This is a genomic window from Arthrobacter sp. ZGTC212 (assembly GCF_002929255.1).
Lineage (GTDB): Bacteria > Actinomycetota > Actinomycetes > Actinomycetales > Micrococcaceae > Arthrobacter_B > Arthrobacter_B sunyaminii.
Genome location: NZ_PJIJ01000003.1, coordinates 368,906 through 394,034 on the forward strand (window position 1 = coordinate 368,906; position 25,129 = coordinate 394,034).

A 25,129-nucleotide genomic window follows, 5' to 3' on the forward strand; every position below is an offset into this window, starting at 1 on the left:
TCTCTTTTCGGCGGTCATCAGGTGTGGCAGTGCTATCCCGGGCTGCAGTTCCCATTGTTGCTGAGCAGGGTTCCCAGAGTGGCATCATCCTGGATTTCAGCCAGGTACTGCAGATACTCCTGGGTGATTTCGGGCTGCTCGGCTGCACCGGCCCCCGGATCCGCCAGCTCACCGGTTTCCGTGCCAATATCGGCACCGGTGTCTGTGCCGGTCTCCGGTGCGGGGGCACCGCTGTCATCGGCGGGTGCTTCCTCAGCAGGTGCTTCCTCCGCAGGAGCCTCGGCGGGTGCAGCCGGTTCCGGCTCCGCAGCCTGGCCGGAGATCATCCCGGCCACACGGGCATGGATCTGGTCAAAGTCCGGGTAGGTGACAAAGTTGTCCGCAGCGGTGCCGAAGTCGGGCGGGCCGATGGTGAGACGCTCCATCGGCTGGCCCTTGGCCTTGAGGGCCAGGTCAAGGAAACTGCCGAGCTGATCCTGCGGAAGGTCCGTCTTCACGATCTGCTCTCCGGCGGAGGCGATGGCCTGGAAGCGGGTCAGAAGCGTGGCGGGGTCCAGTTGGGCCACCATGGCCTGCTGTACGCACTGCTGCCGGGCAATCCGGTGGTAGTCGGTGACAAATTCCCGCGACCGGGCGTACCAAAGCGCCGTGTAGCCGTCCATTTTCTGGGTGCCCGGAGCAATCCAGCCGTCGGGGGGATAGTGCCGGTTGGTGCCGGGGATTTCCCCGGCGGTGATCGGAACCCAGCCTCCGACGTCGATGGTGATGCCACCCATGGCGTCAATGAGCTTGGAGAAGCCTTCCATATCCACGATGACGTAGGCCTGGACCTCCAGGTCCAGGATGCCGGAAGCTGCATCCATCATGGCTTCGGCACCCGGGTCGGCAGAGCCCGGATAGAGGTCCGGATAGTTTTCCATGACCGTCTGGTAGAGGCTGTTGAGGATGCACTCGTCACCGCAGTTGTAGCCGTCCGGATACACCTCGGCCAGCGGCGAATCAGCCGGGAACGGCGCGTTCTGGAAGTTGCGGGGAAGACTGAAAGTGATGGACTTGCCGGTCTTGGCATCCACGCTGATCACGGACATGCTGTCCGGGCGCAGGCCCGTCCGGTCCTCACCGGCGTCGCCGCCCATCAGCATGAAGTTGTAGCGGCCGTCCACCGGATCCAGCGACGGGCCGGAGGCGAAGATGCTGCCCACAGCGTGGCGGCCGACGTTGAGCATGTAGGCACTGTAAGCCAGCCCGCCGCTGGTGCCGACCACCAGGAGGGCCAGCAGTCCGGCAATCACAGGACGCATCCGCCTCTCCAGCAGGGGCGGACGGATGATGCGCAGCGTGTTCAGGAACAGCAGGGCCCAGCCCACGGCCAGCAGGCCCAGGAGCACCATCAGGGCAAAAGACGTCCAGCCGTTGGTGACAAGGTTCACCAGCATGATCCGGTTGGTCATCGCCAGCACCAGTGCGGCGATGACCAGGGCCCAGACCGTGAACGTCACCTGCAGGGCCCGCCTGCCCAGCCGGCGGTTTCCGGCCACAACCTGGGCGGATCCGGGCAGCACCAGCGTGAGCAGCAGCAGGATGAACGCCCGTTTGGTGCGGGTGTGCGGCGGTGCCGACTGCGGATTCCGCACGGGATCCGTCAGCAGGCCGGCGCCGTCATTCTCTCTGTTCCTCGGATCCATGCGCGGGTCCTAGTCGCTGCCGGTGACTGAGGTGCGCAGATTGGCGCCCTTGGCCAGGGCGGTCTGGCGCAGTCCGGACGCGAACTCCAGCAGCTGCTGCTGCAGCTTGGCTGCCAGGGGATCCGTGCCGGCCGCCAGCATCCGCACAGCCAGCAGTCCGGCGTTCCGGGCTCCGCCGATGGACACGGTTGCCACCGGCACACCGGCGGGCATCTGCACGATGGACAGCAGGGAATCCATGCCGTCGAGGTATTTCAGCGGAACCGGAACACCGATGACCGGAAGGGGGGTAACGGCAGCGAGCATGCCCGGCAGGTGGGCTGCGCCGCCGGCTCCGGCGATAATGACCCGCAGCCCGCGGCGGTGTGCCTGCTGGCCGTACTCGATCATTTCCGTGGGCATCCGGTGGGCGGATACGACGTCGGCCTCATACGGAATTCCGAACTCGGCGAGGGCTGCCGCTGCTGCGTCCATGACGGGCCAGTCGGAGTCAGAGCCCATGACGAGTCCTACCAGGGGGGTGTCGCGGCTGCTCATTTAGTTCTCCTTCAAGGAATCGGTGCCGTCACGGAGGATGGCCGCAGCATGTTCAGCGCTGCGGCGCACCTGGGGCAGGTCCGCAGCCCTGCGGCCCACTACGTTGACATGCCCGATCTTGCGGCCCGGCCGGACCGACTTGCCGTAGTTGTGGATTTTGGCCGCCGGTTCGGCAGCCAGTGCCTGAGCATAGCTGCTGAACAGATCCAGGTTGGCACCGCCAAGGTAGTTCTTCATGACGACGACGCCGCCCAGGACATCCGTGGCGCCCAGCGGGAGGTCCAGGACGGCCCGCAAGTGCTGCTCGAACTGTCCGGTGACGGAGCCGTCCATGGTCCAGTGCCCGGAATTGTGGGGGCGCATTGCCAGTTCGTTGATGAGGAAGCCGGCGCCGTGTCCGGGTGTTTCGAACAGCTCCACGGCCATCACGCCGGTGACGCCCAGTTCATCGGCGATCCGCAGCGCGGCCTCCTGTGCGGCCGCTGCGACCCGGGGGTCCAGGTCCTGGGCCGGGGCAATGACTTCGTCGCAGACGCCGTCCACCTGGATGGAGTGCACCACGGGCCAGGGCAGGGACCTGCCCTGCGGGGTCCGGGCCACCAGGGCGGAAAGTTCGCGGCTGAAGGGGACCTTCTCCTCGGCCAGCAGCGGTTCGCCGGTGAACCAGTCTGCAGCTGCGGCCGCCTCTTCGGCATCATTGATGATCCGTACGCCCTTGCCGTCATAACCTCCGCGCGGGGTCTTCAGGACCACGGGCCAGCCTGCGGCCTTTCCGAAATCCACCAGATCCGCGACGCCGGACACGGGCGCCCAGCGCGGGTTGGGCAGGCCCAGCCGGTCAATGGCCGCCCGCATCACCAGCTTGTCCTGGGCATGGATGAGGGCTTCGGGGGAGGGCTGCACGTTGACGCCCGCGGCGGCAAGGGCGTGCAGGTGCTCTCCGGGGACGTGTTCATGGTCAAAGGTCAGTACGTCCACCCCGGAGGCGAACACGCTCAGCGTTTCCAGATCGGTGTAGTCCCCGACCGTTGAACGGACAACGGCGGGTACGGCGGAAACATCGGGCCCTTCAGCCAGAACGCGGAGTTCGAAACCAAGGGCCACTGCTGCGGGGGCCATCATCCGGGCCAGCTGGCCACCGCCGACAACGCCAATTATAGGAAAGCTCACGACATTAGGTTACCGAAAAGAGACCGCAAATCCTTTTCGCAGGACGGTCCAGCGGCTGCGCCCTCAGGGAACTCCCACACTACGGGGGTAATATTGTGTCTTACCGTCTGCCTTTCCACGTGCGGCGGGTTACTGTGTCCAGCTTCGGCAATCCCGGCCGGCGGCGCACCAACGGCCTCGGAGGAACATGTTTTCATCACTGTCTGCGCGCATCAGAGGCCTGGCCTCGTTGTTCTGGCGGGAAGTAGCGAAGTTCGGCACTGTGGGCGCATTCGCCTTTGTTGTGGACAACGGCCTGTGGTGGTTGCTCTACCACGGTGTCCTGGAGGGAAGCGCCACCAAGGCAAGGCTCATCAGTGCCTCTGCGGCAACCCTGTTCTCCTGGGTGGCCAACCGGTTCTGGACCTTTCGGCGCCGCCGCCAGAACAATGTGACCCGCGAGCTGGTTCTGTTCCTCATCATCAACGGCGTGGGCATTGTCATCTCCAGCGGTTTCACCTGGGTTGCCCAGTATCCGATGGGCATCACGGATGCCAAGTGGCTTGGCTTTGCCGGAATCGTCGGCATTGGCGTAGCCACCATTCTCCGGTTCTTCGCCTACCGGTTCTGGGTCTTCAACGCGGCCCTGGACGAAGAGCCCGGGTTCCAAGACGACCATGAGCTGCTCGACGACGGCACCAAGAAGCCCGCCCCCGCCTCCGGTGTGCCCGCCAACAAGCCCGGCAATGAGGCAGGCAACTCGCGCCTGGCCGCGGAGCCTACGCCTCCAGCCGCCCCGTAATTTTCTCGGCAGCGAGCAGCCGCTCGGTGATCTCCACTTCCGCAGCAGCAAGGACCACGCTGCCGCCGGCGGCCCATGTGCGGAGTGAGGCCGCCAGGACGGACGGAAGATCCGCCGACGCCGGAATCAGCAGTGTCTGCGCGGAGCCGCCGTCGGCTGCTTCCGCGAGCTGCCCGTAAGTCAGCGTCAGCCCGGCTCCCAGTGAACTGTGCAGTGCCGTGAAATCCTCGCCGGCTTCATCGCCCGCCATGTACGTGTCCGCGTAGCTGCGGACTTCCGCCGCGTAGTCCACCGCGGCAGCGGGGAGGGTACCCGAGAAACGCAGCGCCAACGCTCCCAGGTCCACCGCCACGACTGTTCCTTCCACCGTGTCCAGCGACTCCTGCGACGCGGTGACCGTAATATCCGGCGCAGCCGCGGAATTGGACGGGTTATTGCCCAAAATCACCGTGCATCCGGTCTGCCACGCTGCCAGTGCCCACACCAGGGTTTTCCAGTGCACCGGAAGGTCCAGCAGAAGACGGATCCCGGGTTCGGCGTCGAGTTCGTCCACCAGCAGGTTGGAGGTTTTAGCGACCCAGTTGTCCAGCACTTTGCCGGAAAGTTCAATCCGTTCCGAGTCCGGGCCGTACCAGGTCAGTGCGGGGGAGGTCGCCTGACGCGTGCGCAGCGTGGACAGTATGGCGGGAACGGAGATCTGGTCGGGCATGGGGAGCTCTTTTCTGTGGAGTACGGGGACAGCGTGCGCCTGCCCCGGGCAGTTCTCCGCCCGAAGGTGGATGGAAGATGATTCCAGGCGGGACAGCGCAACTGCGACGCGCCGACGATGAGGCCGAAAATCCGGGCGTGGCGTGCACGGGTTCTGAGGAGTTGACTCTATAGGATGCCGAAACAGCTTGACGTCTTCGTATTACACGCGTGTAATTAGGTATCGGATTTGTTCCAGCAATCCACCACCAAGATGCATTCCAAGCAGGCTGATTGTGCCACGCAGGGCTCAAAGATCCGTTGCAGGGACAATAACACCGGGAGGACCTCCATGGGGCAGGCAGAATACACGCACGACCAGTCCATTGCCGCGCAGGCATCAGCTAGCTACGGCGCTCGGGGCGTACCCGTGGACTGGTACGTGGACCCTGCGGACCCGGGAGCAGCTGAGCGCTACCGCCAGGACACCGCAGGCCTGGAGGACCAGGCAACGGCCTTCCTGGCCGCCCACGAAGCCCTCGCCCCGGACACTGAGGAAACAGAGCTCCTGGACCCGCCCGTCGCGTTGTTTTCTCCCCCCGCGGAGAAAGACACCCGGCCGGTCTGGATTGGCCTGCCCGGCCTTGGCGACTACGACGACAGCGAACTCGGCTGGCAGTCCGACGCCCTCTGCGCACAGACGGACCCGGAAGCCTTCTTTCCGGAAAAAGGCGGTTCCACGCGGGACGCCAAGAAAGTCTGCGCTGCCTGCAACGTAAGGTCCCAGTGCCTGGAATACGCACTGGCCAACGATGAGAGGTTCGGCATCTGGGGCGGCCTGTCCGAGCGCGAACGCCGCCGGCTCCGGAAGCAGGCAGTCTAATTCCTTCGCACGTTCGCGTTTGTGCCGTTGTTGTTTCCCACAACGGCGCACAGTACCTCCCCGAAACACTTACCGCGCTGACCGGGCAAACCCGGCCGGCTGACCAATTCGTCGGCGTTGACACCGGATCCACCGATAATTCCCTTTCTCTTTTGCGCAGCGGCCTCCCGGCCGGAGCCACCATTGCCGAGGCTCCGGCCAAATCCGGTTTCGGTGCTGCCGTGCAGGCGGGGTTGAGCGCACTCTCAGCACCTGTTTCTCCCGGCGAAACCGTGGACTGGCTGTGGCTGCTCCATGATGATTCGGCGCCTGCCCCGGAAGCCCTTGAAGAACTTCTTTTGGCCGTTGAACGGGCGCCCTCGGTCACTATTGCCGGCGCCAAACAGGTCGACTGGTACAACCAGCGGCTGCTGGTGGATGTTGGCGTCTCGATCAGCCGGTGGGCGGAACGCCTCACGCTGATCGACGCCGATGAGCTGGACCAGGGCCAGTACAACGCGCGAAGCGACTTTTTTGCCGTGAACTCCGCCGGCATGCTGGTGCGGCGCGATGTCTGGGAAGCCCTGGGCGGCTTCGACCCGGCACTGCCGGGCACCGGTGACGACGTTGACCTGTGCTGGCGCAACCGCCTGGCCGGCCACCGCGTCGTCGTTGTCCCCGCAGCCAAGATGCGCCACGCGGGACGCCGGCCCAACACCGCAGCCACCGCCGCGGCCTCCCGCCGGGCCGAAATCTACCTGCGGCTCAAACACGCGCCGCTGTGGCAGGTTCCGTTCCTGGCCGTTGGTGCAGTCCTGGGCGGTTTCGGCCGGCTGATCCTGGGGATGCTTGCGAAAGACCCCGGCTATGCTTTTAGCTCGCTCGCGGCCAGCATCGGCGCTGTCCTGCGTCCGGTGGACCTGTACCGGTCCCGCCGCGCCGCCGCAGCCACCCGGACCCGGCCGCGCAGCGCGGTCCGTGCCCTGCGCACCCGACGGCGGGAAGTACGCGAACACCGCAGGTCACTCTTTGAGGCGGAACCGGCGCTCTTCGTCGACGACGCGCCTATTCACGGAACCCAGACGCACGGAACCCAGACACACGGGTCGGCGGCACTGGCCGGAACGGCGCAGGAAGCCGGCTCCCTGGAACCCAGCGGTGATTCCAACCATGACTTCGCCGCCCTCGCTGCCCCGTCCCGTGCCTGGGTGGGGGCGGGAGCCGTCGCGGCAGCGCTGCTGCTGCTCGTCGCTTCACTGGCCGGGCTTCACCGCTTCATCGGAGCGTCCGCGCTGGCCGGCGGGTCCCTGCTGCCGCTCTCCGGAAGCCTGGGTGAGATTTGGTCCAATGCTTCGTCCTGGTGGATCGATCTGGGCTCCGGTTACCCGGGCCACGGCGACCCCTTCGACTATGTCCTCTGGCTGCTCGGTGCCGCCGGACTCGGAAACACCAACATCGCCGTCGTCACCCTGGTGCTGACGGCCATGCCGCTCGCCGGGCTCAGTGCCTGGTTCGCCGCCGGTGCACTGACCCGTCACCGGGGCCTGCGTTTTTGGGCCGCACTATTCTGGGGCAGCACACCCGCGCTCCAGGTGGCGCTGGGTGAGGGCCGGCTCGGAGCGCTGATTGCGCACATCCTGCTGCCGCTGCTGGTGCTGGCCATGCTGCGGGCCGTGGGAACGGCGCCGCGCAACGTCAACGACCGGCTGATTCTTCAGGGCACGCCGGTGCAATGGACCGGCAAGGAATCCAGCTGGGCCGCTGCCGGTGCCGCCGGGCTGCTGCTGGCCGTTGTCACGGCGTCCGCGCCCACGCTGTTTGTGCTGGCCGCGTTTGCGGTGCTGCTGGTCTCCCTGCGGGTGGGCCGCCGTGCCCGCACGCTGTGGTGGTCCCTGATCCCGGCGGCTGCGCTGCTCCTGCCGGTGGTGGTCTCCACCCTGGACCGTCCGCGCGCGCTTGCCGCGGACCCCGGGGTTCCGCTGGGCTTCGATCCGGCCGCACTGTGGCAGCAGCTGCTCGGATTCCCCCTCACTTTTGACGTCAACGGGGGACTTCCCCTGCTGGACTTCCTGCCGGCCGGTCCCTGGCCGCTGGTGTTGGCCCTGGTTATTGGCGGCCCGGTGCTGCTGCTGTCCGTTGCCGCTCTTTTCGCCGGTCCCCGCACCGCGCTGGCCCGTCTGGCCTGGATCCTGAGCCTCGCCGCGCTTGTCCTTAGCTGGCTCTCGGCATTCGTCGCCACGGGTGCAGCTCCGGGCGGACTCGTGACGCCGTTCCCCGGTCCACTGGTTTCAGCCGCAGTCTTCCTGCAGCTGTGTGCGGCGCTGCTGGCGGGAAACACCCTGCTCAACCGCCGGGCAACCCCGGACCATGCCGCGGGCGGACGTCCCCGGCAGACCGGCCGTCCGGTAGCCGTCCTGCTGGGAATCCTCCTTGCCCTGGGGCCTGCGGCGGGCCTGGCCCTGTGGAGCATTCCCCTGGCCACGGGCTCCACCACCGCCGAAGGCGCCAACGGCGTGCACGGAGCGCAGCCCCTGGTAGCCCCGGCAGCAGAACGCACGCTGCCCGCCACCGCAGCGGACAAGGGCAGCAGCGACGAGCGCACCCGCACCCTGGTGCTGCGCACAGACGCCAACGACGACGTCACCGCGGCACTAATGCGCCACGGCGGCACCACCATGGACGGCATGTCCGCCATTTACGCAGCCCGCACGATCACGGGTGCGGTCAATGCCGAGGAACTTGCGGCCGACGACGACGCCGCGGCAGACGTGCGCCGTGCCGTGGCCATCATTACCGTCGGGACCGGAGTGGATCCGCGTGCGGAGCTGGCCCGGCTTGGGGTTGGCTACGTGGTCCTTCAACAATCTGACACGTCCGCGGAGCTGCTGGCGGGGAAGATGGATTCCGTTCCGGGACTCGCGGCGGTGGGGCAGACCGGTTCGGGCTGGCTGTGGCGGGTTGTCGGCCAGCTTGATGAGCAGGGGACCGAGGAGCTTTCCGAGGACACCGCCCGGGTCCGCATCCTGGCCGGCGACGGCTCCGTGGAATCCGTGGTTCAGTCCGGGGCGACAGACGTTCGTACCGCCATCCCCGCAGGAGCGCAAGGCCGCACTCTTGTCCTGGCTGAACGCTCGGACCCGGGCTGGCAGGCAACCCTGAACGGTGTGCCGCTGGCAGCAACAGCGGACAGCTGGGCACAGGCCTGGACGCTCCCTGCCGACGGCGGGGACCTGGAAATCCGGTATGACACGGTGTGGGAACCCTGGCTTGGGGCAGCTCAAGTCCTGGTTATTGCGCTGACGGTGCTGCTGGCCCTGCCCACGCGCTCCCGCAGGGGCGCGGTCCGGCTGCCCGGCCGGCAGCTTCCGCGGCGTAGCGGACCGGCTGATCCGGCGGACGGGGGCAGTACTGCCGGAGGCAGCGCAACTGCAGATTCCGGTGCCGCTGCGGTGCCGGCGGAACCGTCCAGGACCGCAACGGTCGGCGCCGGTGCGCCGGTGCGGACAGAGGAACTCAATGCCTCGGGGAAATCCGGCGCAACGGAAGGGCAGCGCTGATGAGCGGCAAGAAGGAATCCCCGGACCGCCGGGCGCGGAAGCGGGCAGCCGGGGATGCTGGCGCCGAGGCTGGTTCGCCGGTTGCTGCCGGTGCGGAGCCGTCAAAGTCCGGCCCGCTTCCGGCTGGCCGGGCCGAGGTCCGGGTGCGGCGGCAGCGGCGCCGCCGCCAGGCTGTCACGGCGGGGTCTGCCGTGCTGATCCTTGCTGCGGCAACGGCCGTGGTGGCAGGTTCCGAGGCCGTTGAATCCGGCAATGCGGGAAGATCCGTGGAGATTGCCGCGGCTGACGTACCGGCAGGACCGCTTACCGCTGTCTGCCCGGAGCCGCTGCGGCTGCTGTCCGGTGCCGTTGCGGGAACCGATCCCCAGTTCAGCCCGGTATCCGAATCCGCCACGACCAACCTCAGCGCGGTGGTGCTGAGCGGGGCGGGGAACCCCGTTCCGGCGTCGTCGCTGCTGAAGGCTGACGGGATGAGCGTGCTGAAAGCCATTGCAGACGGTGCTCCGAAAGAGCAGCCACTGGCCGGCGTGAGGAGCGCGGGCGTGCTAACCAACGAGAACGTCACTGAGGCCACGGTCCTCAGCGCCGAGCCCTCGGGCACCCTGCAGGCCACGGCCAATGCCGTGGTGGGCTTCTCCGCCGAGGACGGTGACCTTGCCGGTCTCGCCGCGGCAAACTGCCAGGCTCCGGGCAACGACATGTGGATTCTGGGAGCACGAACCACGGTGGGTGCCACAGCGGTGCTGCGCCTCACCAATCCGTCGGAAAGCGCAGCCACGGTGGACCTGGAGCTTTACGGTTCCAAGGGGCGGGTGGAAGGGACCGGCACGCGCGGGATCCTGGTGCCGCCCGGCGCAACCAAAGCAATTGTCCTGGCCGGCCTGGCGGCGAATGACCCCGGATTGGCGGTCCGGGTGCGCAGCTCCGGCGGACCGGTCACGGCAATGGTGCAGCAGAGCCTCCTGCGGGGACTGACACCCGGAGGCGTGGAACTCATCCAGCCGTCAGCCGCGGCGTCGCCGCAGCAGGTCATCAGCGGCGTCCGCATCCAGAGCCCCGCAGCCACCAAGGCGCTGACCGCCAAGCGCGGGTATGAATCAGCGGCCCCGGTGCTCCAGGTGGCCGTTCCCGGCAGCACCAACGGCGTGGTGTCGGTGCGGATCCTGGGCAAGGACGGAGACGTTTCCCTGCCGGGCGGGGGAGTCTTCACCGTTCCTGCCGGCAGCGTGGGGCAGCTTCCCCTGGACTCGCTGCCCGAAGGGACATACTCGGTGGAGGTCACAGCCGATGTGTCGGTGGTTGCCGGCACCGTGTCCAGCCGGGGCAGCAAGCCCGACGCACCGGTGGACCTGGCCGTCGCGCCGTCGGGAGAGCGCCTGGGCAATGAACATTTGGCGGTACTGCCCGCGGACATCACATCCGTGCTGAGTTTTGCTGCCCCGGCCGGTGCGGCGGAAGTGCGGCTGACCGGCGTCGCGAGGGACGGCAGCCTCACCGAGGAGCAGATTGTCTCGGTGCCGGAGGGGTCCACGGTCACCATCCCGGCGCAGAGCGTCGGGTCAGGTCTTGCGGCAGTGCTGATCAGCACCACCGGCGAGCCGGTGTACGGTGCCCAGGTCCTCACGGGTAAGGACGACGGCGTTTCGGTGCTGCCGCTGCCCAAGGGGAACATCGGCGGCACCTCGGTTCCGGTGAGCCTGGGCTACTAAGCCTGGCCGGTGCCCTGCGGGCGCCCGGTGCCGGCTACAGCGGACGGAAACGGCCGTAGGTGGGGTCCACGGTTTCGGGATCCATGCCAATGAGTGTGGCCAGCTGTTCCACCACGACGTCGTGGATCAGTTCGCTGACCGGCACCAGGCCCCGGGCGGCGGATTCGATCGGATGCCGGTAGACCGTGATGACAGCCGGCTTTGGTCCCGCTGCGGGCGTGCCTGCACCGAACGGGATGTTCCCGCGGGTAGCTGCCAGTTCTTCGAGTCCCGGGGGGATGTCCTGCACCACAAACTGATAGGACTGGATGCTCTCGCCCCACAGCCGTTCCAGGCGCTGCGCGGACTCCAGAACCCAGGTGTCGAAGCGCTCCGAACGGGAGCGGAAACCGGCCAAATGCGCCGGAATAAGCTCACCGCGCAGGCCGCGTCCATGCCGGTTTCGGCGTCGGCTCCGAAATGGGCGCGGGTTAGCCGCCCCGGAGGAAACGGCATCAGCCGGCCCGTTTCCGGACGGCTCTTCGCCGGGGCCGAGATACACCCTGAGAGTTGGTCCGGTGGACATACAAGTACTGTAACGGCTGTACCCGCCGGGAGGCACTGTTAATGGGACCTCGTCTTCCCGGCGAGCCTGCCCGCTGCGGGTGCCTCCGGCAGGTAAAGTGATCCTCCGTGGAATCCTTACGACTGTGCTCAAGATCAGCGTGCCGAGAGGCAGCTGTTGCCACCCTGACGTATGTGTACGCCGATTCCACCGCGGTGCTGGGACCGCTGGCAACGTACGCCGAACCCCATTGTTACGATTTGTGCAACGCTCACGCCGCCCGGCTGACGGTGCCGCTGGGATGGGAAGTGGTCCGCCTGGATCTCGCCGGACAGCCGCGCACTCCCAGCCGCGACGATCTGTCCGCACTCGTGGATGCCGTGCGGGAAGCCGCCGAAAAGCCTGCAGCGGAGGCACCCAAGCGCGCCGGCAAGCACGCCCTGGAACCCCCGGCAGAGACCCCCGGCGCCCGGCGCTCCCACCTGCGGGTCCTGCGCGAAGAGGTCTGACATCTGCACTGCCGCATCCTAAAGGGATAGTCTGGGGGCCAGCGCCGCGTTCTTACTCTCAGGCACGGCATCGACGTATCCCAAGGAAGTGCTGCAATCCATGGTTAAACTCACTGCCGATCTGATGGCGGTTTTGCGCTGTCCCGTGACCGGCTCCGCACTGGAGCAGGATGACACGGGACTGGTCTCGACTGCCCCGGATGCCAGCGGTAATCTCGTCCATTACGTCCTGGAGGAAGGCATCCCCGTATTACTGGCCCCCTCGGCAGTGCGGGACGGCTAAGCTTCCGACACTTCAGAGTGAGGATTCCACCGCGTGAGCATCGAGTTTAGAGTCGCCGACCTGTCCCTCGCTGAAGCCGGCCGCCACCAGATTCGCCTGGCCGAACACGAAATGCCCGGACTGATGGCCCTGCGCCGTGAATACGGCCCCAGCCAGCCGCTGGCAGGCGCCCGCATTGCCGGTTCCCTGCACATGACGGTGCAGACAGCAGTACTGATCGAAACGCTCACCGCGCTGGGCGCGGAGGTCCGCTGGGCTTCCTGCAACATTTTCTCCACCCAGGATGAAGCGGCCGCGGCAGTCGTGGTGGGAAACGGCACCCCCCAGGACCCGGCAGGTGTTCCCGTTTTCGCGTGGAAGAACGAGTCCCTGGAAGAGTACTGGTGGACCGCGCAGCAGATCCTCACCTGGCCGGAGGGTTCCGGCGGACCCAACATGATCCTGGACGACGGCGGCGATGCCACGCTGCTGCTGCATAAGGGCGTGGAGTTCGAGGCCGCCGGTGCGGTGCCGGAGAGCCCCCGGGAGGGCGACGCCGACTACTCCTATGAGTACACGGTCATCCTTGACGTGCTCCGCCGCTCCCTGGCCGAGGATCCGGGCAAATGGACCGAAATCGCCAAGGGTATCCGCGGCGTGACGGAGGAAACCACCACCGGCGTCCTGCGCCTGTACCAGCTGGCCGCTGAAGACAAGCTGTTGTTCCCGGCCATCAACGTCAATGACTCGGTCACCAAATCCAAGTTCGACAACAAGTACGGCATCCGGCACTCGCTGCCGGACGGACTGAACCGCGCCACCGACACCCTGATCGGCGGGAAGGCGGCCGTGATCTGCGGCTACGGCGACGTCGGCAAGGGTGCCGCCGAGGCCCTGCGCGGGCAGGGCGCGCGCGTGATCGTGACGGAGATCGACCCGATCTGCGCGCTGCAGGCCGCTATGGACGGCTACCAGGTGGCGAAGCTGGAATCCGTCCTGGACCAGGGCGATATCTTCATCACCGCCACGGGCAACAAGGACATCATCATGGCCTCCCACATGGCCAAGATGAAGCACCAGGCGATCGTGGGCAACGTGGGCCACTTCGACAATGAGATTGACATGGCAGGCCTGGCCAGGACCCCCGGGATCCGCAAGGTGGAAATCAAGCCTCAGGTGCACGAATGGGTGTTTGACGGGGGCACCGACGAGCAGCGCAGCATCATTGTGCTTTCCGAGGGCCGCCTGCTGAATCTGGGCAATGCCACCGGCCACCCCTCCTTTGTTATGAGCAATTCCTTCGCCAACCAGACCATCGCGCAGATCGAGTTGTTCACCAAGCACGGCAAGTCACCCCGGGACGGCGGCTACGCCAACCAGGTGTACGTGCTGCCCAAGGTGCTGGACGAAAAGGTTGCGCGCCTGCATCTGGATGCTCTCGGCGTCGAACTCACTGAATTGAGCAAGAGCCAGGCGGAATACCTGGGCGTGGATGTAGCGGGACCGTTTAAGTCCGACCATTACCGCTACTAGGCTCCGGTGCCGCGCCGGGTCAGGACAGGCAACGATGTGGCACCGTTAACGCCACCCTTACCGTAAAATGACGCAGGGGGAGCTATGGTCGCTCCAACATCTGTCAAGAGCACCGGGAAGCATTGGTTAGCAGTTATGGCACAGGGCACAACAAAGCGCAGGAGCTGGATCATCGGTCCCTTGCTCGCAGGGACGCTCCTTCTGGGCGGAGGCGGTGCGCTCACGTCGTGTTCGTTCGTCGCTGAAGACATCCAAAGCAGCGGGTCGGGAGCATCCGGGCAGGCCTCAAAGGCCGCGGAATCCAAGCCTGCCGTTCCCGAGCCGGTGGCCGTTGTCACTCCGGAGGCGGACGCGGTGGAAGTGAACCCGATCTCCGTGCCGGCCATTACCGTGGAGCAGGGGACCGTGGAATCAGCAAAGCTGGCTCCGGTTTCCGGCGGCGAACCCGTCCCCGGCGAACTCAGCGCCGACGGAACCACGTGGACTGCCACGGGGACCCTGGCCTTCAACACGCCCTATGCCCTGACCTTCACCCTCGCCGATGCCAACGGCGACACCAGTACCCAAACCCGGAAGTTCACCACCGTCTCCACCGCCAATGAGGCCAACGCGGTCATGTACCCGCAGTCCGGATCAGTGGTGGGCACCGGCCAGCCGCTGGAGCTCAGCTTCAGCGAACCGGTCCTGAACAAGCAGGCCGTGGAAAAGGCCATCACGGTCACCTCCACCTCGGGCCAGGTAGGGGCCTTCTACTGGATCAGCGACACCAAAGTCCGTTACCGGGCCGAAGAATTTTGGGCGCCGCAGAGCACCATCACCGTGGACATGAAGCTGCTCGGCGTGGATTTCGGCAACGGCATGATCGGCAACTTCAATGAGACCGCCAGCTTCAGCACCCACAACAACCGGCTGGCCGTGGTGGACAACGCGGACAAGATGATGCGTGTGTACATCGACGGGCAGCTCACCAGGACCTTCCCGGTTACGCTGGGCACCGAGGACTGGCCATCCACTATCGGCTACCACGTGATCATGGACCAGCATGAGTCCATCCCGTTCCGCGCGGAATCCATTGGTTTGAAGCCCGGCGACGAGCACTATTACGAGCCGGTCACCGCCCACAACGCCTCCCGCATCTCCAACGGCGGCGCTTTCATCCACGAAGCCCTGCCGTCCGCCCAGCCGGTGCTGGGCGTGTCCAATGTTTCGCACGGCTGCATCGGCATGAGTCCCGAGGGCGCCAAATACATCTACGACAATTTCGACGCCGGTGACGTGGTCCAGGTGCTGAACACCGGCTACGGACCCATGTTCGTGTGGGACGGGTTTGGGGACTGGAACCTGCCGTGGGCCGAGTGGGTCAGCCAGCCCAAGCAGTAACCCAACCTGCCCGGCGGAGCACTCTGCCGGCAGGATGCCGGAAGAATCCTACTGCTCGAACGGCAGCCGGTGCAGCCGCCGGGCCACCCGTTCGGTCTGTTCGCGCTGCCTGGACATCCGGGCATAATCGCGGTCCCGGCGCTCAGCCGTCACGGCGCTGAGGAAGTCCTCGGCCCGGGTGCCGGGCGGGGGCTGGGGGGAAACGAAGGCCGAGACCTCGTCGGCCAGTTCTGCGGCGCGGGCGGCGCGTGCCGGGGCTGAGAGCCGGGAGGCCTGGGACAAGAAGCGGGACACCCTGCGCGACAGGGCGTCGGGAAAACGTCCCATGTCCGCCAGATGCGCCCAGCCGCGCAGCCACGGCGGCATCTGAACCTGAGCTGGCGGGGGAGCGGTGACACGTTCCCTCATCGCGTACGTTCCGGCCATCATGTCCCCGAGCCGTTTGGACCTCTCGTTGAACATGGCCGCGATGAACGCCACCGATCCCGCGGACATGTAGATTTCCAGGACCGCAGCCATGCCGCGGATGAAGCAGTGGCGGAAGCGCACCGCCCCGCCGTCGTCGCGCACTATGCGCAGTCCCATGGCCAGGCGTCCCAGCGACTTGCCGCGGGTCAGTGTTTCCACCGTCACGGGCACGCCGATCAGGACCAGGACCACGATCGCCAGGATCAGTGCCTGTCCCAGAGCGGGATCAACGGACTCGCCCAGGGTTTGGCCGAAGAGCAGCAGCAGCCCGAGAAGGACAACGAACTGGGCCGTCACATCGATGATGGAGCTCAGGGCTCGTGCCGCGAAGGATGCCGGACGCAGTTCCAGGACAACGGCCTCTCCGGTGACGATGGAGCTCACGGGCGGTCCTCTCGTCCGAATACTGGTGCTGGGTACTCCACTGTACCCAGCGCTAGGGTGTAACCGTGGATATGGAAGCTTTCAGCGCAGTGCATGCCCCTGACTGGTTGCGGCTGGATGAGCTTGCCGCCCGGCGCCGGCTCAGCGGGGAGGAAGCCGATGAGCTGCTGCGCCTCTACCAGCGGGCCTCGGCACACCTGTCCATGGTCCGCTCGGTGGCTCCGGAAGGCGCGCTCTCTGCTGCGCTGTCCATGCGCCTGTCCCGGGCACGAACCCGTTTCACCGGCGCACGGTCCAACGTTGCCGAGGACCTGGCGTACTTTTTCGTGGTTGCCCTGCCGGCCGGCTTTTACCGTGTCCGCTGGCTGACCGTTGCCGTGGGAGCGGCGTTCATTGCAGTGTCCTGGCTTTTTGGAATCTGGGCAGCGAACACCCCCGGAGTCATTGCCGCGGCCCTGGGCTCTGATGCGGAAGTTCGGCGCTACGTTGAAGAGGACTTCGCCGGATACTACTCGGAGAACCCGGCTGCCTCCTTCGCGGGACAGGTCTGGACCAACAACGCCTGGATTGCCCTGCAGTCGGTCGCGTTCGGCATCACCGGCATTTGGGGACCGTTCATCCTGTACCAAAATGCCCTGAACGTGGGCATAGCCGCAGGGACTATGGCCGCGTACGGGAAACTGGACGTCTTTTTCAGCTACATCCTGCCCCACGGACTCATGGAGCTGACGGCCGTTTTCATCGCGGTGGCCGCGGGACTGAGGATTTTCTGGGCCTGGGTTGCTCCGGGACGGCGCACCCGCGCGGTGTCCGTGGCGGCGGAAGGGCGCTCGCTGTTCACCGTGGCCCTGGGCCTGGTCATCGTGTTGTTCCTTTCCGGTTTGGTCGAGGGCTTCGTGACGGCGTCGCCGCTGCCCGCCTGGCTGCGGATCGGTATCGGAGCTGTCCTGTTCTGCGCCTACTGGGCGTACACGCTGGTATTGGGCGGCCGGGCCTACCGAGCGGGTCACCGCGGCGATTTGTCCCGGCGCGACAGCGGTGACGTACTACGGACCGCCTGACCGGGTCCTGCGCTCCGGCGGTCCGAAGGTAACAGTCGGATTGAGTCTCCCTGAACCCGGGGTGGCGGCGCCGTTCCTGCCGTGCCTGCCCGGTAGGGTCGAAGAAGAATGGAACCGCAAAAGTCCATCGGTATCCGCAAACAGGCCAGAACCAACAGGCCAGGGAAGTGAAAGAGGAAGTAGTGGCAAGCCAGGACGATACCCCCCAGCAACACCCCACGCCCGGAGGCTCCGCCGAACCCGAGAAGCACCACACTGATCAGGCCGCCGAGGAGAGCAGCCGGCTCAGTGACGCCAGCGAGACCATCGTGAGCGGCGACCACGCGGCCGGTACGGATGCAGACGCTGCGGCCGACGGCGGTGCAACGGGTGCCGCTGACGCCGCAGGTTCTCCCGCATCCCGGGATTCCGAACCGGAACAGCACGATGCCGGACTCGATCATGATGACTGGGAAGCTGCCTTTGCCGAGGCGGCAGGAACTTCCAGCGCCAACGTTGTCCCGGGCGGCCATCCTTCCCTCGCCCAGCGCAGCACCCTGCCGATGCGGCGGGCAAGCACCATGCCCAACGTCAGCGGCTACGGGGACCTCAGCGATGAGGAGCGGGAACAGGCGGGCCGCATCGACGCCGAGGTGCCCTCCGCCGGGAACAACACGGCGCAGGACAGCTCCCACGCTCCGGCCAGTGACACGGACCCGGACGAGTCGCCGGAGACCACCCCCGTCAGCACCGGTGCTTCGGCCCCGCACCTCGATGACAGCGCCGCAGCAAAGGAATCGGCGACAGAACCGGTTTCGGATACTGCGCCGGATCAGGAGACTGCGTCGGGAAGCACCGCCTTTACCACTGCCACAGCCGCCATTCCTGTTGCGGGAGCTGCCGCTGCCGGGACCGGCAGCGGGGAAAGCAACAGTGCTGACAGCAACAACACTGCCGCACAGGCGGACCGTCCGGTCGAAGACGAGATCTCCGAAGAGGAAATCCGGCGCCGGGCCGAGGAACGCGAACGTGCCGGAGCGGCCAAGCCCGTGCTGGCCCGCATCCTGCAGGTCATGATTGCGGTGTTCTTCCCGGTGATGCTGCTGGCGGCAGCCATCCGGGCGGTGGCCACCCCGCTGTTCCTCTGGGTCGAGTACCACCGGCCGGGGTTCCCCGCCGACAGCTACGGTTTCTCCACGGATGACCGCATGACATACGGCTCCTATGCCGTGGACTATCTGCTGAACTTCTCCGGCGCCCGCTATCTGGGTGACCTGGTGATGGCCAGCGGCGAACCGCTGTATCTGGAAAGCGAAGTCAGCCATATGGCGGACGTCAAAACCGTGTTGACCGTTGCCTTCGTGACCGCCCTCGCCATGGCGGTGCTGAGTCTTCTGGCCTGCATCTACCTGGCGAAGCGCAGCCCCGGCGGAATCCGGCGTGCACTGTTCTCCGGTTCAGTGGTGACGCTGGTCCTGGTCGGCGCGCTGATTGTGACGGCCGTGCTGGGCTGGGAAAGCTTCTTCACCCAGGTGCACACCATCTTCTTTGCCAACGGCAACTGGACGTTCCGCATGGATGACACCCTGATCCGCCTCTTCCCCGCCCAGTTCTGGATGGACGCCGGCATCGCCATTGCCGGACTGGTGCTGCTGACCTGCATCGTGGTGCTGATCGCGGCCTGGCCCACCAAGGCCCGCCGGGAACGCTCCCGCCGCAAGCAGGAAGAGGCCCGCCGCCGCTACCTCGAGTCGCTGGAAGCGGTTTAGCGGACCGGCGGTACTTCGGACACCGAATAAAAAAGCTGCACGTCTCCTTCCGGAGGCGTGCAGCTTTTTTGGTGAGCGGCGTGCAGGCTTACTTCTGGTAAAGCTTCTCCACCTCGGCAGAGTAATCCGCAATCACGGCATTGCGCCGCAGTTTCAGGGTTGCGGTCAGGTGACCGGACTCAAGCGAGAAGTCCTGCGGCAAAACGGTGAACTTGCGGATCTGCTCGGCCTGGGAAACCGTTGCGTTGGCCGCATCCACGGCTTCCTGCAGCGAGGCGCGGACCCGGGGGTCATCGGCAGCCGTAGCGGCAACCGCCGACACGCCGTTCTCGCGGCCCCAGGCCGCCAGTGCCTCGTCGTCCAGGGTCAGCAGCGCTGACACAAACGGCCGGCCTTCGCCCACCACGATTGCCTGTGACACCAAACGGTGCTCACGGATTTTCTCCTCCATCGGTCCGGGGGCAATGTTCTTGCCGCCGGCGGTTACGAGGATGTCCTTTTTCCGGCCGGTGATGGTCAGGAAACCGTCGTCGTCCAGGGAACCCGTGTCCCCGGAATGGAACCATTCGCCGCTGAAGGCGGCAGCGTTGGCCTCGGGGTTGTTGTGGTAGCCCTTGAAGACGCCGGCCCCGGCGATCAGGACCTCGCCGTCGTCCGCAATCCGGATCCTGCTGCCCGGCAGCGCCAGGCCCACCGAACCGACCCGGGCCAGCGGGACGGTGTTCACGGTGGCCGGAGCCGTCGTTTCCGTCAGGCCGTAGCCCTCGAGGACCATGACCCCGGCACCGCGGAAGAAGTGAGCCAGCTGCGGGCTCAGCGCGGACGCACCGCTGATGGCGTGGGTCAGCTTGCCGCCAAAGACGTTGCGGACCTTCGGGTAGAGGGTCTTGTCGAAGAACTTGTGGCGTGCCTTCAGCGCAAGGGAGGGTCCCTTGCCGCCGCGGGCTGCGGCATCCAGTGCGGTGGAATAGGCGACGGCGGTGTCCGCCGCGGCGGTGAACAGCTTGCCCTTGCCGGCGGCCTCCGCGGACTGCTGCGCTCCGGCATAGATCTTTTCGAAGATCCGGGGCACGGCGAGCAGGAAGGTCGGCTGGAAGGACTTCAGGTCGCCCATAAGGTCCGCGGCGCTGCCGGAGTGGCCTACGCGCACCCCGGCGGCAAGGCACCCCACCTGCACGGCACGTGCCAGTACATGGGCCAGCGGCAGGAACATCAGCGTGCTGACGTCCTTGTGCTTGAGCATTTCCGGCAGGAACTCCACAATGTTGACGCCGAACAGCGCAAAGTTGCCGTGCGTGATTTCGCAGCCCTTGGGACGGCCGGTGGTGCCGGAGGTGTAAACCATGGAGGCCACGGATTCCAGGTTTGCGGTGGTCCGGGCGGTTTCCAGCCGGTCATCGTCCACCGAAGCGCCCGCGGCGATGAGCTCCTCAAACGTTCCCTCGCCGCCGTCGGCCTTCATCTGCCACAGCGCAATGTCGAGGTCTCCCGAGGCCACTGCGGCGGATACCACCGCCGCTTTCCGCGCATCTTCGACGAAGACGTGTGCGGCGCCGGAATCCTGGATGATCCACTCCACCTGGGAGGGGGAGGACGTTTCGTAAATGGGCACCGTGACCGCGCCGGCAAACCACACAGCGAGGTCAACCAGGGTCCACTCGTAGCAGGTCTTGGACATGACGGCCACGCTGTCGCCGGGGCGCACACCGAGGCCGATCAGCCCCTTGGCCAGTTCACTGACCTGCGTCAGGAATTCGTCGGCAGTGACGTTCTTCCAGCCGGTGCCGTTCTTCAGCGAAAACAAGGGGTGGTTGGGGGTCTTCGCATGGAGTCCCACCAGGATGTCGGTGATGTTCGACTTCTCGGGGAGATGGACCAGTAAATCAGTGGCGGATTCGCGCACCGTTGGCCTCTCTTTCTGTGCTGCGCACATGGGTAAATGAGACTAAATCCAGCTGGGCATCCACATACGCAGCCGCCAGTCAGAATACGGGATAGTTTCGGCCGTCCAGACCGGCAGGAAGAACGCGGAGACCAGAACCGCGGCGAGAAGGAACACGGCCACCGCCAAACCGGCTGTCCTCCTGCGCGCCGGCGGATCAGCACTCCGGCCCAGGGCCAGGCCCAGCACGTAGGTCAGCGCCAGGATCAGGAACGGCTCAAAGGACACCGAATAGAAGAAGAACGTGGTGCGCTCCGGATAGGCGAACCAGGGCAGATAGCCCGCGGCAACTCCGGCCAGGATGGCGCCGGCGCGCCAATCCCGGCGGCCGAGCCAGCAAAAGAGCAGGACCAGCAGGGACAGTGCAGCGGACCACCAGATCACCGGGTTGCCGACGGAGGAGATGGCCGTGGAGCAGCTGTCCGCGGTGCAGCCGCCGGCTCCCAGGGTTGATGATTCGTAGAAAAAGGATGTGGGCCGGCCCATGAACAGCCAGGTCCAGGCACTGGATTCGTACGCATGTTCCGAGCTGAGATTGTTATGGAAGGCGTATGCGCTGCGGTGGTATTCCGCCAGCGACCGCAGCCAGTCCGGCAGCCAGCCCCACGTTTCGGAGGGGTTGTCCTGCGCCCAGTTGCGGTCGTAGGCATTCGCCGAGCGCAGCCAGCCCGTCCATGAGGCCAGATAGGTGAGGGCCGCCGCCGGGATGACGGTGAAGAACGCCGGCACGCCGTCCTTGAGCAGTCCCGCCGCTGGCCAGGCACGGATGCCGGCGACGCGGCGCGCGTTGACATCCCACAGCACGGTCATCAGGCCAAAAACGGCGACAAAGGCCAGCGCAGACCACTTGGTGCCCACCGCCAACCCGAGGCAGACGCCGGCGGCCAGTCGCCAGGGCCGCCACAGCAGCCACGGGCCGTACAGCAGGGCGGATGCCGGGGGTGCACTGCCGCCGGCCGCCGCCGACAGCCGGCGGGCCAGGCGCCGCCGCCCGTCGTCGCGGTCCAGCAGCAGGGCGCCGAAAGCCGCCACCACCCAGAACGTCAGGAAAACATCCAGCAGCGAGGTGCGGGACATCACCAAGTGGTGACCGTCAACGGCCAGCAGCAGCCCCGCGATGCCGCCCAGCAGCGGGGAGCGGAACAGCCGGACGGCAATGAGTCCCACCAGCAGCACGGTGAGCGTGCCGGTCAGCGCGGCGCCGAAACGCCAGCCAAAACTGTTGTCCGCACCGAAAAGCGCCATCCCGGCAGCGATCATCCATTTCCCCACGGGCGGATGCACCACGTATTCCGGGTCGGCGAGCAGCACGCCTGGGATGCCCGCGTTGAAGGACGCGTTCGCGTCTTCGGGCCACTGCCGTTCATAACCCGAGATCAGGTACGAATAAGCGTCTTTGACGTAATAGGTCTCGTCGAATACCAGCGAATGCGGTTCGTCCAGCCGGACAAAACGCAGCACCGCCCCGATCACCGTGGACACCAGGGGCAGGATCCAGCCCCAGACGCCCAGGGTGAAGGAGGTGCCCGGCGCCCAGCCCAGCAGCCGGTTCCGCAGCTGGGTACCGCTGTACGCGCGGCGGGGATCCTGCACCAGCGGTGCTGCTCCGGGGGCTGGGGTCTCGATCACGGTCGGGCTCACCCGCACCACTCTATAGGTGCAGGGGGCGTCCAATGTTCCCAACTCGCGTAGGGTTAGATGGTGAATTCCAGCAAGCAGACCACCGGCCCCGGCACCTCCCAAAACACGCAGAACGACGGCGGTTCGGCCGCCGCTGCCGCCCGCACCGGCGGCGGGCAGATTGTTTTGGCCGCCACTCCCATCGGCAATATGGGAGACGCCACGAACCGGCTCATCGGGCTGCTGGAGACCGCCGATGTCATCGCCGCGGAAGACACCCGCCGCCTGCACCGGCTGGTGTCCGCCCTGAAGATCACCACCAGCGGCCGGATCATCAGCTACCACGAGCACAACGAGGCCACCCGCACGGCGGACCTGCTGGAGATGGTGCGAGGCGGCGCCACCCTGCTGATGGTGACCGACGCCGGCATGCCCGCGGTCTCCGATCCGGGGTTCCGGCTGGTGGAGGCCGCAGCCCGCGAGGGCCTCACCGTCACCGCAGCTCCCGGTCCGTCCGCGGTCCTGACCGCCCTGGCGCTTTCCGGCCTGCCGACCGACCGGTTCTGTTTCGAAGGGTTCCTGCCCCGCAAGGCCGGCGAACGCAGTGCACGGCTGGCCGAGCTGGCAGGAGAACGGCGCACCATGGTGTTCTTTGAGGCGCCGCACCGTCTGGAACCGATGCTCCGCGCGCTGGACGCAGCGTTCGGTGGAGACCGGCGGGCCGCCGTCGCCCGCGAGCTGACCAAACTGCACGAGCAGGTGCTCCGTGCCCCGCTGCGTGAACTGCTGGAATGGGCTGAGGCCTCCGAGGTGCGCGGGGAGATCGCCGTCGTCGTCGCCGGAGCCGGCGAGGCTGCCCCGGAGCTGCCCGAAGACCACGTTGCGGCGGTCAACGGCCTGGTGGCCCAGGGCGCACGCCTGAAGGACGCCGTGGCCACCGTCGCGGAGGACGCCCGGATCAGCAAGCGGGAGCTGTACTCGGCGGTGCTGGCCGCCCGCGGCTAGGACTGCAGCCGTCCGGTCTTTGGCCAAGTGCACAGCGTCACGGTAACTCCATGGTGCACTTCCGCATTTACAGCCGCAACGGCACCCGCATACGGTGAACACAGATGACGGGTCTTCCGGCCCGGGCAACGACGTCGAATCTTGGAGGCATTCCATGGGTATTACTGCTGACCGCGAAGCCGAACTGCTGGCTCAGGTCCCCACCGGCCTGTTGATCAACGGCGAGTGGAGGGATGCCGAGGGCGGCAGGACCTTCGATGTCGAGGATCCGGCCACCGGGAAGGTGCTGCTGAGCATCGCCGACGCCAGTGCCGGGGACGGCGCCCTCGCCATGGACGCCGCCGCTGCCGCGCAGGACTCCTGGGCCAAAACCGCACCGCGGGAACGCGGGGAAATCCTGCGCCGCGCCTTTGAACTGGTAACCGAGCGGGCTGAGGACTTTGCCCTGCTGATGACTCTGGAAATGGGCAAGCCGCTGGCCGAAGCCCGGGGGGAGGTCACCTACGGCGCCGAGTTCCTGCGCTGGTTCTCCGAGGAAGCCGTCCGCATCTCGGGCCGCTACGGGACCTCCCCGGACGGCAAGTCCCGCCTGATGGTGAACAAGAAACCCGTGGGACCGTGCCTGCTGATCACCCCGTGGAACTTCCCGCTGGCCATGGCCACCCGCAAGATCGCCCCCGCCGTTGCCGCAGGCTGCACCATGGTGCTCAAGCCCGCCAAGCTCACCCCGCTGACCTCCCAGCTCTTTGCCGCGGTGATGATGGAGGCAGGGCTGCCGGCCGGCGTCCTCAACGTGGTCTCCACTACGTCCGCAGGCGACGTCACCGGCCCGATCATGAAGGACGAGCGGCTGCGCAAGGTCTCCTTCACCGGCTCCACCCCCGTGGGCCAGGGCCTGATCCGCGACGCCGCGGACCGGGTGCTGCGGACCTCCATGGAGCTCGGCGGCAACGCCCCGTTTGTGGTCTTCGAGGATGCGGACATGGAGAAGGCCGTGGCCGGCGCCATGGCTGCCAAGCTGCGCAACATGGGCGAGGCCTGCACAGCGGCGAACCGCTTCATTGTGCACGAGTCCGTTGCCGACGAGTTCGCGGAGAAGTTCGCGGCGAAGGTGGGCGCCATGACTACTGCCCGCGGTACCGAGGACGAGTCCAAGGTCGGCCCGCTGATTGATGCCAAGTCCCGCGACAAGGTCCACGCCCTGGTGTCGGACGCGGTCGACGGCGGCGCCTCCGCCGTAGTGGGCGGCGCACCGGTGGACGGCCCGGGTTACTTCTACCAGCCGACCGTGCTGAAGAACGTGGCTCCTGATGCGCGCATCCTGCGGGAAGAAATCTTCGGTCCGGTGGCCCCCATCGTCACCTTCTCCACTGAGGATGAAGCCGTGGCACTCGCCAACAACACGGAGTACGGCCTGGTGGCCTACGTCTTCACCGAGGATCTGAACCGCGGGCTGCGGATCGGGGAGAAGCTGGAAACCGGGATGCTCGGACTCAACGCGGGCGTGGTCTCCAACGCCGCCGCTCCCTTTGGCGGGGTAAAGCAGTCCGGGCTCGGCCGTGAAGGCGGCGCCGAGGGCATCGAAGAGTACCTGTACACGCAGTACATCGGCATCGCTGACCCCACCGCGGTCTAGCCCGGACTGTCCGGGCTCCCGGTCTCCCGTACCGTACTGCCGGTCAGTG

At 66.5% G+C, this 25,129-nt stretch carries 20 protein-coding genes; 12 read left to right on the forward strand and 8 right to left on the reverse strand.

Annotation, left to right across the window (positions count from 1 at the left end):
• Positions 1-32: 32 nt before the first annotated feature.
• From CXQ89_RS13995 to CXQ89_RS14005, 3 genes are read right to left on the reverse strand one after another with little or no spacing between them, the layout of a single operon-like run.
• Positions 33-1,685 carry an LCP family protein gene (locus CXQ89_RS13995; protein WP_104161684.1) on the reverse strand — a complete coding sequence of 551 codons (1,653 nt, stop codon included), beginning with the start codon at positions 1,683-1,685 and terminating at the stop codon, positions 33-35.
• 9 nt (positions 1,686-1,694) lie between these two features.
• Positions 1,695-2,222 carry a 5-(carboxyamino)imidazole ribonucleotide mutase gene (gene purE, locus CXQ89_RS14000; protein WP_104055190.1) on the reverse strand — a complete coding sequence of 176 codons (528 nt, stop codon included), beginning with the start codon at positions 2,220-2,222 and terminating at the stop codon, positions 1,695-1,697.
• Positions 2,223-3,392: a 5-(carboxyamino)imidazole ribonucleotide synthase gene (locus tag CXQ89_RS14005; protein ID WP_104161685.1), complete on the reverse strand. Its 1,170-nt coding sequence runs from the start codon at positions 3,390-3,392 to the stop codon at positions 2,223-2,225. It lies immediately after the preceding gene.
• Between the two features lie 187 nt (positions 3,393-3,579).
• Between CXQ89_RS14005 and CXQ89_RS14010 the strand changes: the two genes are divergently transcribed.
• Positions 3,580-4,173 (forward strand): GtrA family protein, encoded by a 594-nt coding sequence (locus tag CXQ89_RS14010; protein WP_104161686.1) that lies wholly within the window; start codon positions 3,580-3,582, stop codon positions 4,171-4,173.
• Here the strand turns inward: CXQ89_RS14010 and CXQ89_RS14015 are convergent.
• A complete protein-coding gene (locus CXQ89_RS14015) occupies positions 4,151-4,882 on the reverse strand; it encodes a TIGR03089 family protein (protein ID WP_237685396.1) in 732 nt (243 codons plus the stop codon). The two genes, CXQ89_RS14010 and CXQ89_RS14015, sit on opposite strands and share 23 nt — an antisense overlap.
• A 330-nt stretch (positions 4,883-5,212) precedes the next feature.
• Here CXQ89_RS14015 and CXQ89_RS18925 point away from each other — a divergent pair, with 330 nt between their 5' ends.
• From CXQ89_RS18925 to CXQ89_RS14030, 3 genes are read left to right on the forward strand one after another with little or no spacing between them, the layout of a single operon-like run.
• Entirely contained in the window at positions 5,213-5,743 is a 531-nt protein-coding gene (locus CXQ89_RS18925) for a WhiB family transcriptional regulator (RefSeq protein WP_104055193.1), read from the forward strand.
• Positions 5,743-9,279, forward strand: a complete 3,537-nt coding sequence (locus CXQ89_RS14025) for a glycosyltransferase family 2 protein (RefSeq protein WP_258060142.1) — start codon at positions 5,743-5,745, stop codon at positions 9,277-9,279. Before CXQ89_RS18925 ends, CXQ89_RS14025 begins: the two co-directional genes overlap by 1 nt.
• Positions 9,279-10,988 carry a DUF5719 family protein gene (locus CXQ89_RS14030; RefSeq protein ID WP_104161688.1) on the forward strand — a complete coding sequence of 570 codons (1,710 nt, stop codon included), beginning with the start codon at positions 9,279-9,281 and terminating at the stop codon, positions 10,986-10,988. Before CXQ89_RS14025 ends, CXQ89_RS14030 begins: the two co-directional genes overlap by 1 nt.
• Positions 10,989-11,022: 34 nt before the next feature.
• Here CXQ89_RS14030 and CXQ89_RS14035 read toward each other — a convergent pair whose 3' ends face one another.
• The gene (locus CXQ89_RS14035; RefSeq protein ID WP_258060104.1) at positions 11,023-11,385 is read right to left on the reverse strand and encodes a metallopeptidase family protein; all 363 of its coding nucleotides are present in this window, start codon (positions 11,383-11,385) and stop codon (positions 11,023-11,025) included.
• Positions 11,386-11,660: 275 nt separating this feature from the next.
• On the opposite strand from CXQ89_RS14035, the gene CXQ89_RS14040 reads away from it, so the two are divergent.
• The 4 genes from CXQ89_RS14040 to CXQ89_RS14055 all read left to right on the forward strand — a co-directional run bounded on the left by CXQ89_RS14040 (position 11,661) and on the right by CXQ89_RS14055 (position 15,216).
• Entirely contained in the window at positions 11,661-12,041 is a 381-nt protein-coding gene (locus tag CXQ89_RS14040; protein WP_104055197.1) for a DUF3499 domain-containing protein, read from the forward strand.
• A gap of 100 nt (positions 12,042-12,141) precedes the next feature.
• Complete coding sequence (locus CXQ89_RS14045) at positions 12,142-12,324, forward strand: hypothetical protein (protein WP_104055198.1); 183 nt, start codon at positions 12,142-12,144, stop codon at positions 12,322-12,324.
• A 33-nt stretch (positions 12,325-12,357) separates the two neighbouring features.
• Positions 12,358-13,836: an adenosylhomocysteinase gene (gene ahcY, locus CXQ89_RS14050; RefSeq protein ID WP_104161690.1), complete on the forward strand. Its 1,479-nt coding sequence runs from the start codon at positions 12,358-12,360 to the stop codon at positions 13,834-13,836.
• Positions 13,837-13,971: 135 nt separating this feature from the next.
• Positions 13,972-15,216: an Ig-like domain-containing protein gene (locus CXQ89_RS14055; protein ID WP_181032355.1), complete on the forward strand. Its 1,245-nt coding sequence runs from the start codon at positions 13,972-13,974 to the stop codon at positions 15,214-15,216.
• Between the two features lie 48 nt (positions 15,217-15,264).
• Here CXQ89_RS14055 and CXQ89_RS14060 read toward each other — a convergent pair whose 3' ends face one another.
• Positions 15,265-16,068: an RDD family protein gene (locus tag CXQ89_RS14060; RefSeq protein ID WP_104161692.1), complete on the reverse strand. Its 804-nt coding sequence runs from the start codon at positions 16,066-16,068 to the stop codon at positions 15,265-15,267.
• 65 nt (positions 16,069-16,133) lie between these two features.
• Between CXQ89_RS14060 and CXQ89_RS14065 the strand changes: the two genes are divergently transcribed.
• On the forward strand, positions 16,134-17,129 hold the full coding sequence (locus CXQ89_RS14065; RefSeq protein WP_181032356.1) for a stage II sporulation protein M: 996 nt from the start codon (positions 16,134-16,136) through the stop codon (positions 17,127-17,129).
• 182 nt (positions 17,130-17,311) lie between these two features.
• Entirely contained in the window at positions 17,312-18,877 is a 1,566-nt protein-coding gene (locus tag CXQ89_RS14070; RefSeq protein WP_308471687.1) for a TIGR01906 family membrane protein, read from the forward strand.
• Between the two features lie 88 nt (positions 18,878-18,965).
• On the opposite strand, the gene CXQ89_RS14075 is transcribed toward CXQ89_RS14070, so the two are convergent.
• Positions 18,966-20,810, reverse strand: coding sequence for a long-chain fatty acid--CoA ligase (locus CXQ89_RS14075; RefSeq protein WP_237685397.1), 1,845 nt, complete (start codon positions 20,808-20,810; stop codon positions 18,966-18,968).
• Between the two features lie 12 nt (positions 20,811-20,822).
• Complete coding sequence (locus tag CXQ89_RS14080) at positions 20,823-22,460, reverse strand: dolichyl-phosphate-mannose--protein mannosyltransferase (RefSeq protein WP_258060105.1); 1,638 nt, start codon at positions 22,458-22,460, stop codon at positions 20,823-20,825.
• Between the two features lie 159 nt (positions 22,461-22,619).
• Here CXQ89_RS14080 and rsmI point away from each other — a divergent pair, with 159 nt between their 5' ends.
• Complete coding sequence (gene rsmI / locus CXQ89_RS14085; RefSeq protein WP_258060144.1) at positions 22,620-23,444, forward strand: 16S rRNA (cytidine(1402)-2'-O)-methyltransferase; 825 nt, start codon at positions 22,620-22,622, stop codon at positions 23,442-23,444.
• A gap of 154 nt (positions 23,445-23,598) precedes the next feature.
• Positions 23,599-25,080, forward strand: a complete 1,482-nt coding sequence (locus CXQ89_RS14090; RefSeq protein ID WP_104161695.1) for an NAD-dependent succinate-semialdehyde dehydrogenase — start codon at positions 23,599-23,601, stop codon at positions 25,078-25,080.
• The last annotated feature ends 49 nt before the right edge of the window (positions 25,081-25,129 follow it).

Bases quoted from the DNA above. Each gene is read 5' to 3' on its own strand.
- CXQ89_RS14045 (WP_104055198.1), top strand. From the start codon at position 12,142: ATGGTTAAACTCACTGCCGATCTGATGGCGGTTTTGCGCTGTCCCGTG.
- CXQ89_RS14015 (WP_237685396.1), bottom strand. From the start codon at position 4,882: ATGCCCGACCAGATCTCCGTTCCCGCCATACTGTCCACGCTGCGCACG.
- CXQ89_RS14090 (WP_104161695.1), top strand. From the start codon at position 23,599: ATGGGTATTACTGCTGACCGCGAAGCCGAACTGCTGGCTCAGGTCCCC.
- CXQ89_RS13995 (WP_104161684.1), bottom strand. From the start codon at position 1,685: ATGGATCCGAGGAACAGAGAGAATGACGGCGCCGGCCTGCTGACGGAT.
- CXQ89_RS14010 (WP_104161686.1), top strand. From the start codon at position 3,580: ATGTTTTCATCACTGTCTGCGCGCATCAGAGGCCTGGCCTCGTTGTTC.
- CXQ89_RS14055 (WP_181032355.1), top strand. From the start codon at position 13,972: ATGGCACAGGGCACAACAAAGCGCAGGAGCTGGATCATCGGTCCCTTG.
- purE (WP_104055190.1), bottom strand. From the start codon at position 2,222: ATGAGCAGCCGCGACACCCCCCTGGTAGGACTCGTCATGGGCTCTGAC.
- CXQ89_RS14075 (WP_237685397.1), bottom strand. From the start codon at position 20,810: ATGTGCGCAGCACAGAAAGAGAGGCCAACGGTGCGCGAATCCGCCACT.
- CXQ89_RS14030 (WP_104161688.1), top strand. From the start codon at position 9,279: ATGAGCGGCAAGAAGGAATCCCCGGACCGCCGGGCGCGGAAGCGGGCA.
- CXQ89_RS18925 (WP_104055193.1), top strand. From the start codon at position 5,213: ATGGGGCAGGCAGAATACACGCACGACCAGTCCATTGCCGCGCAGGCA.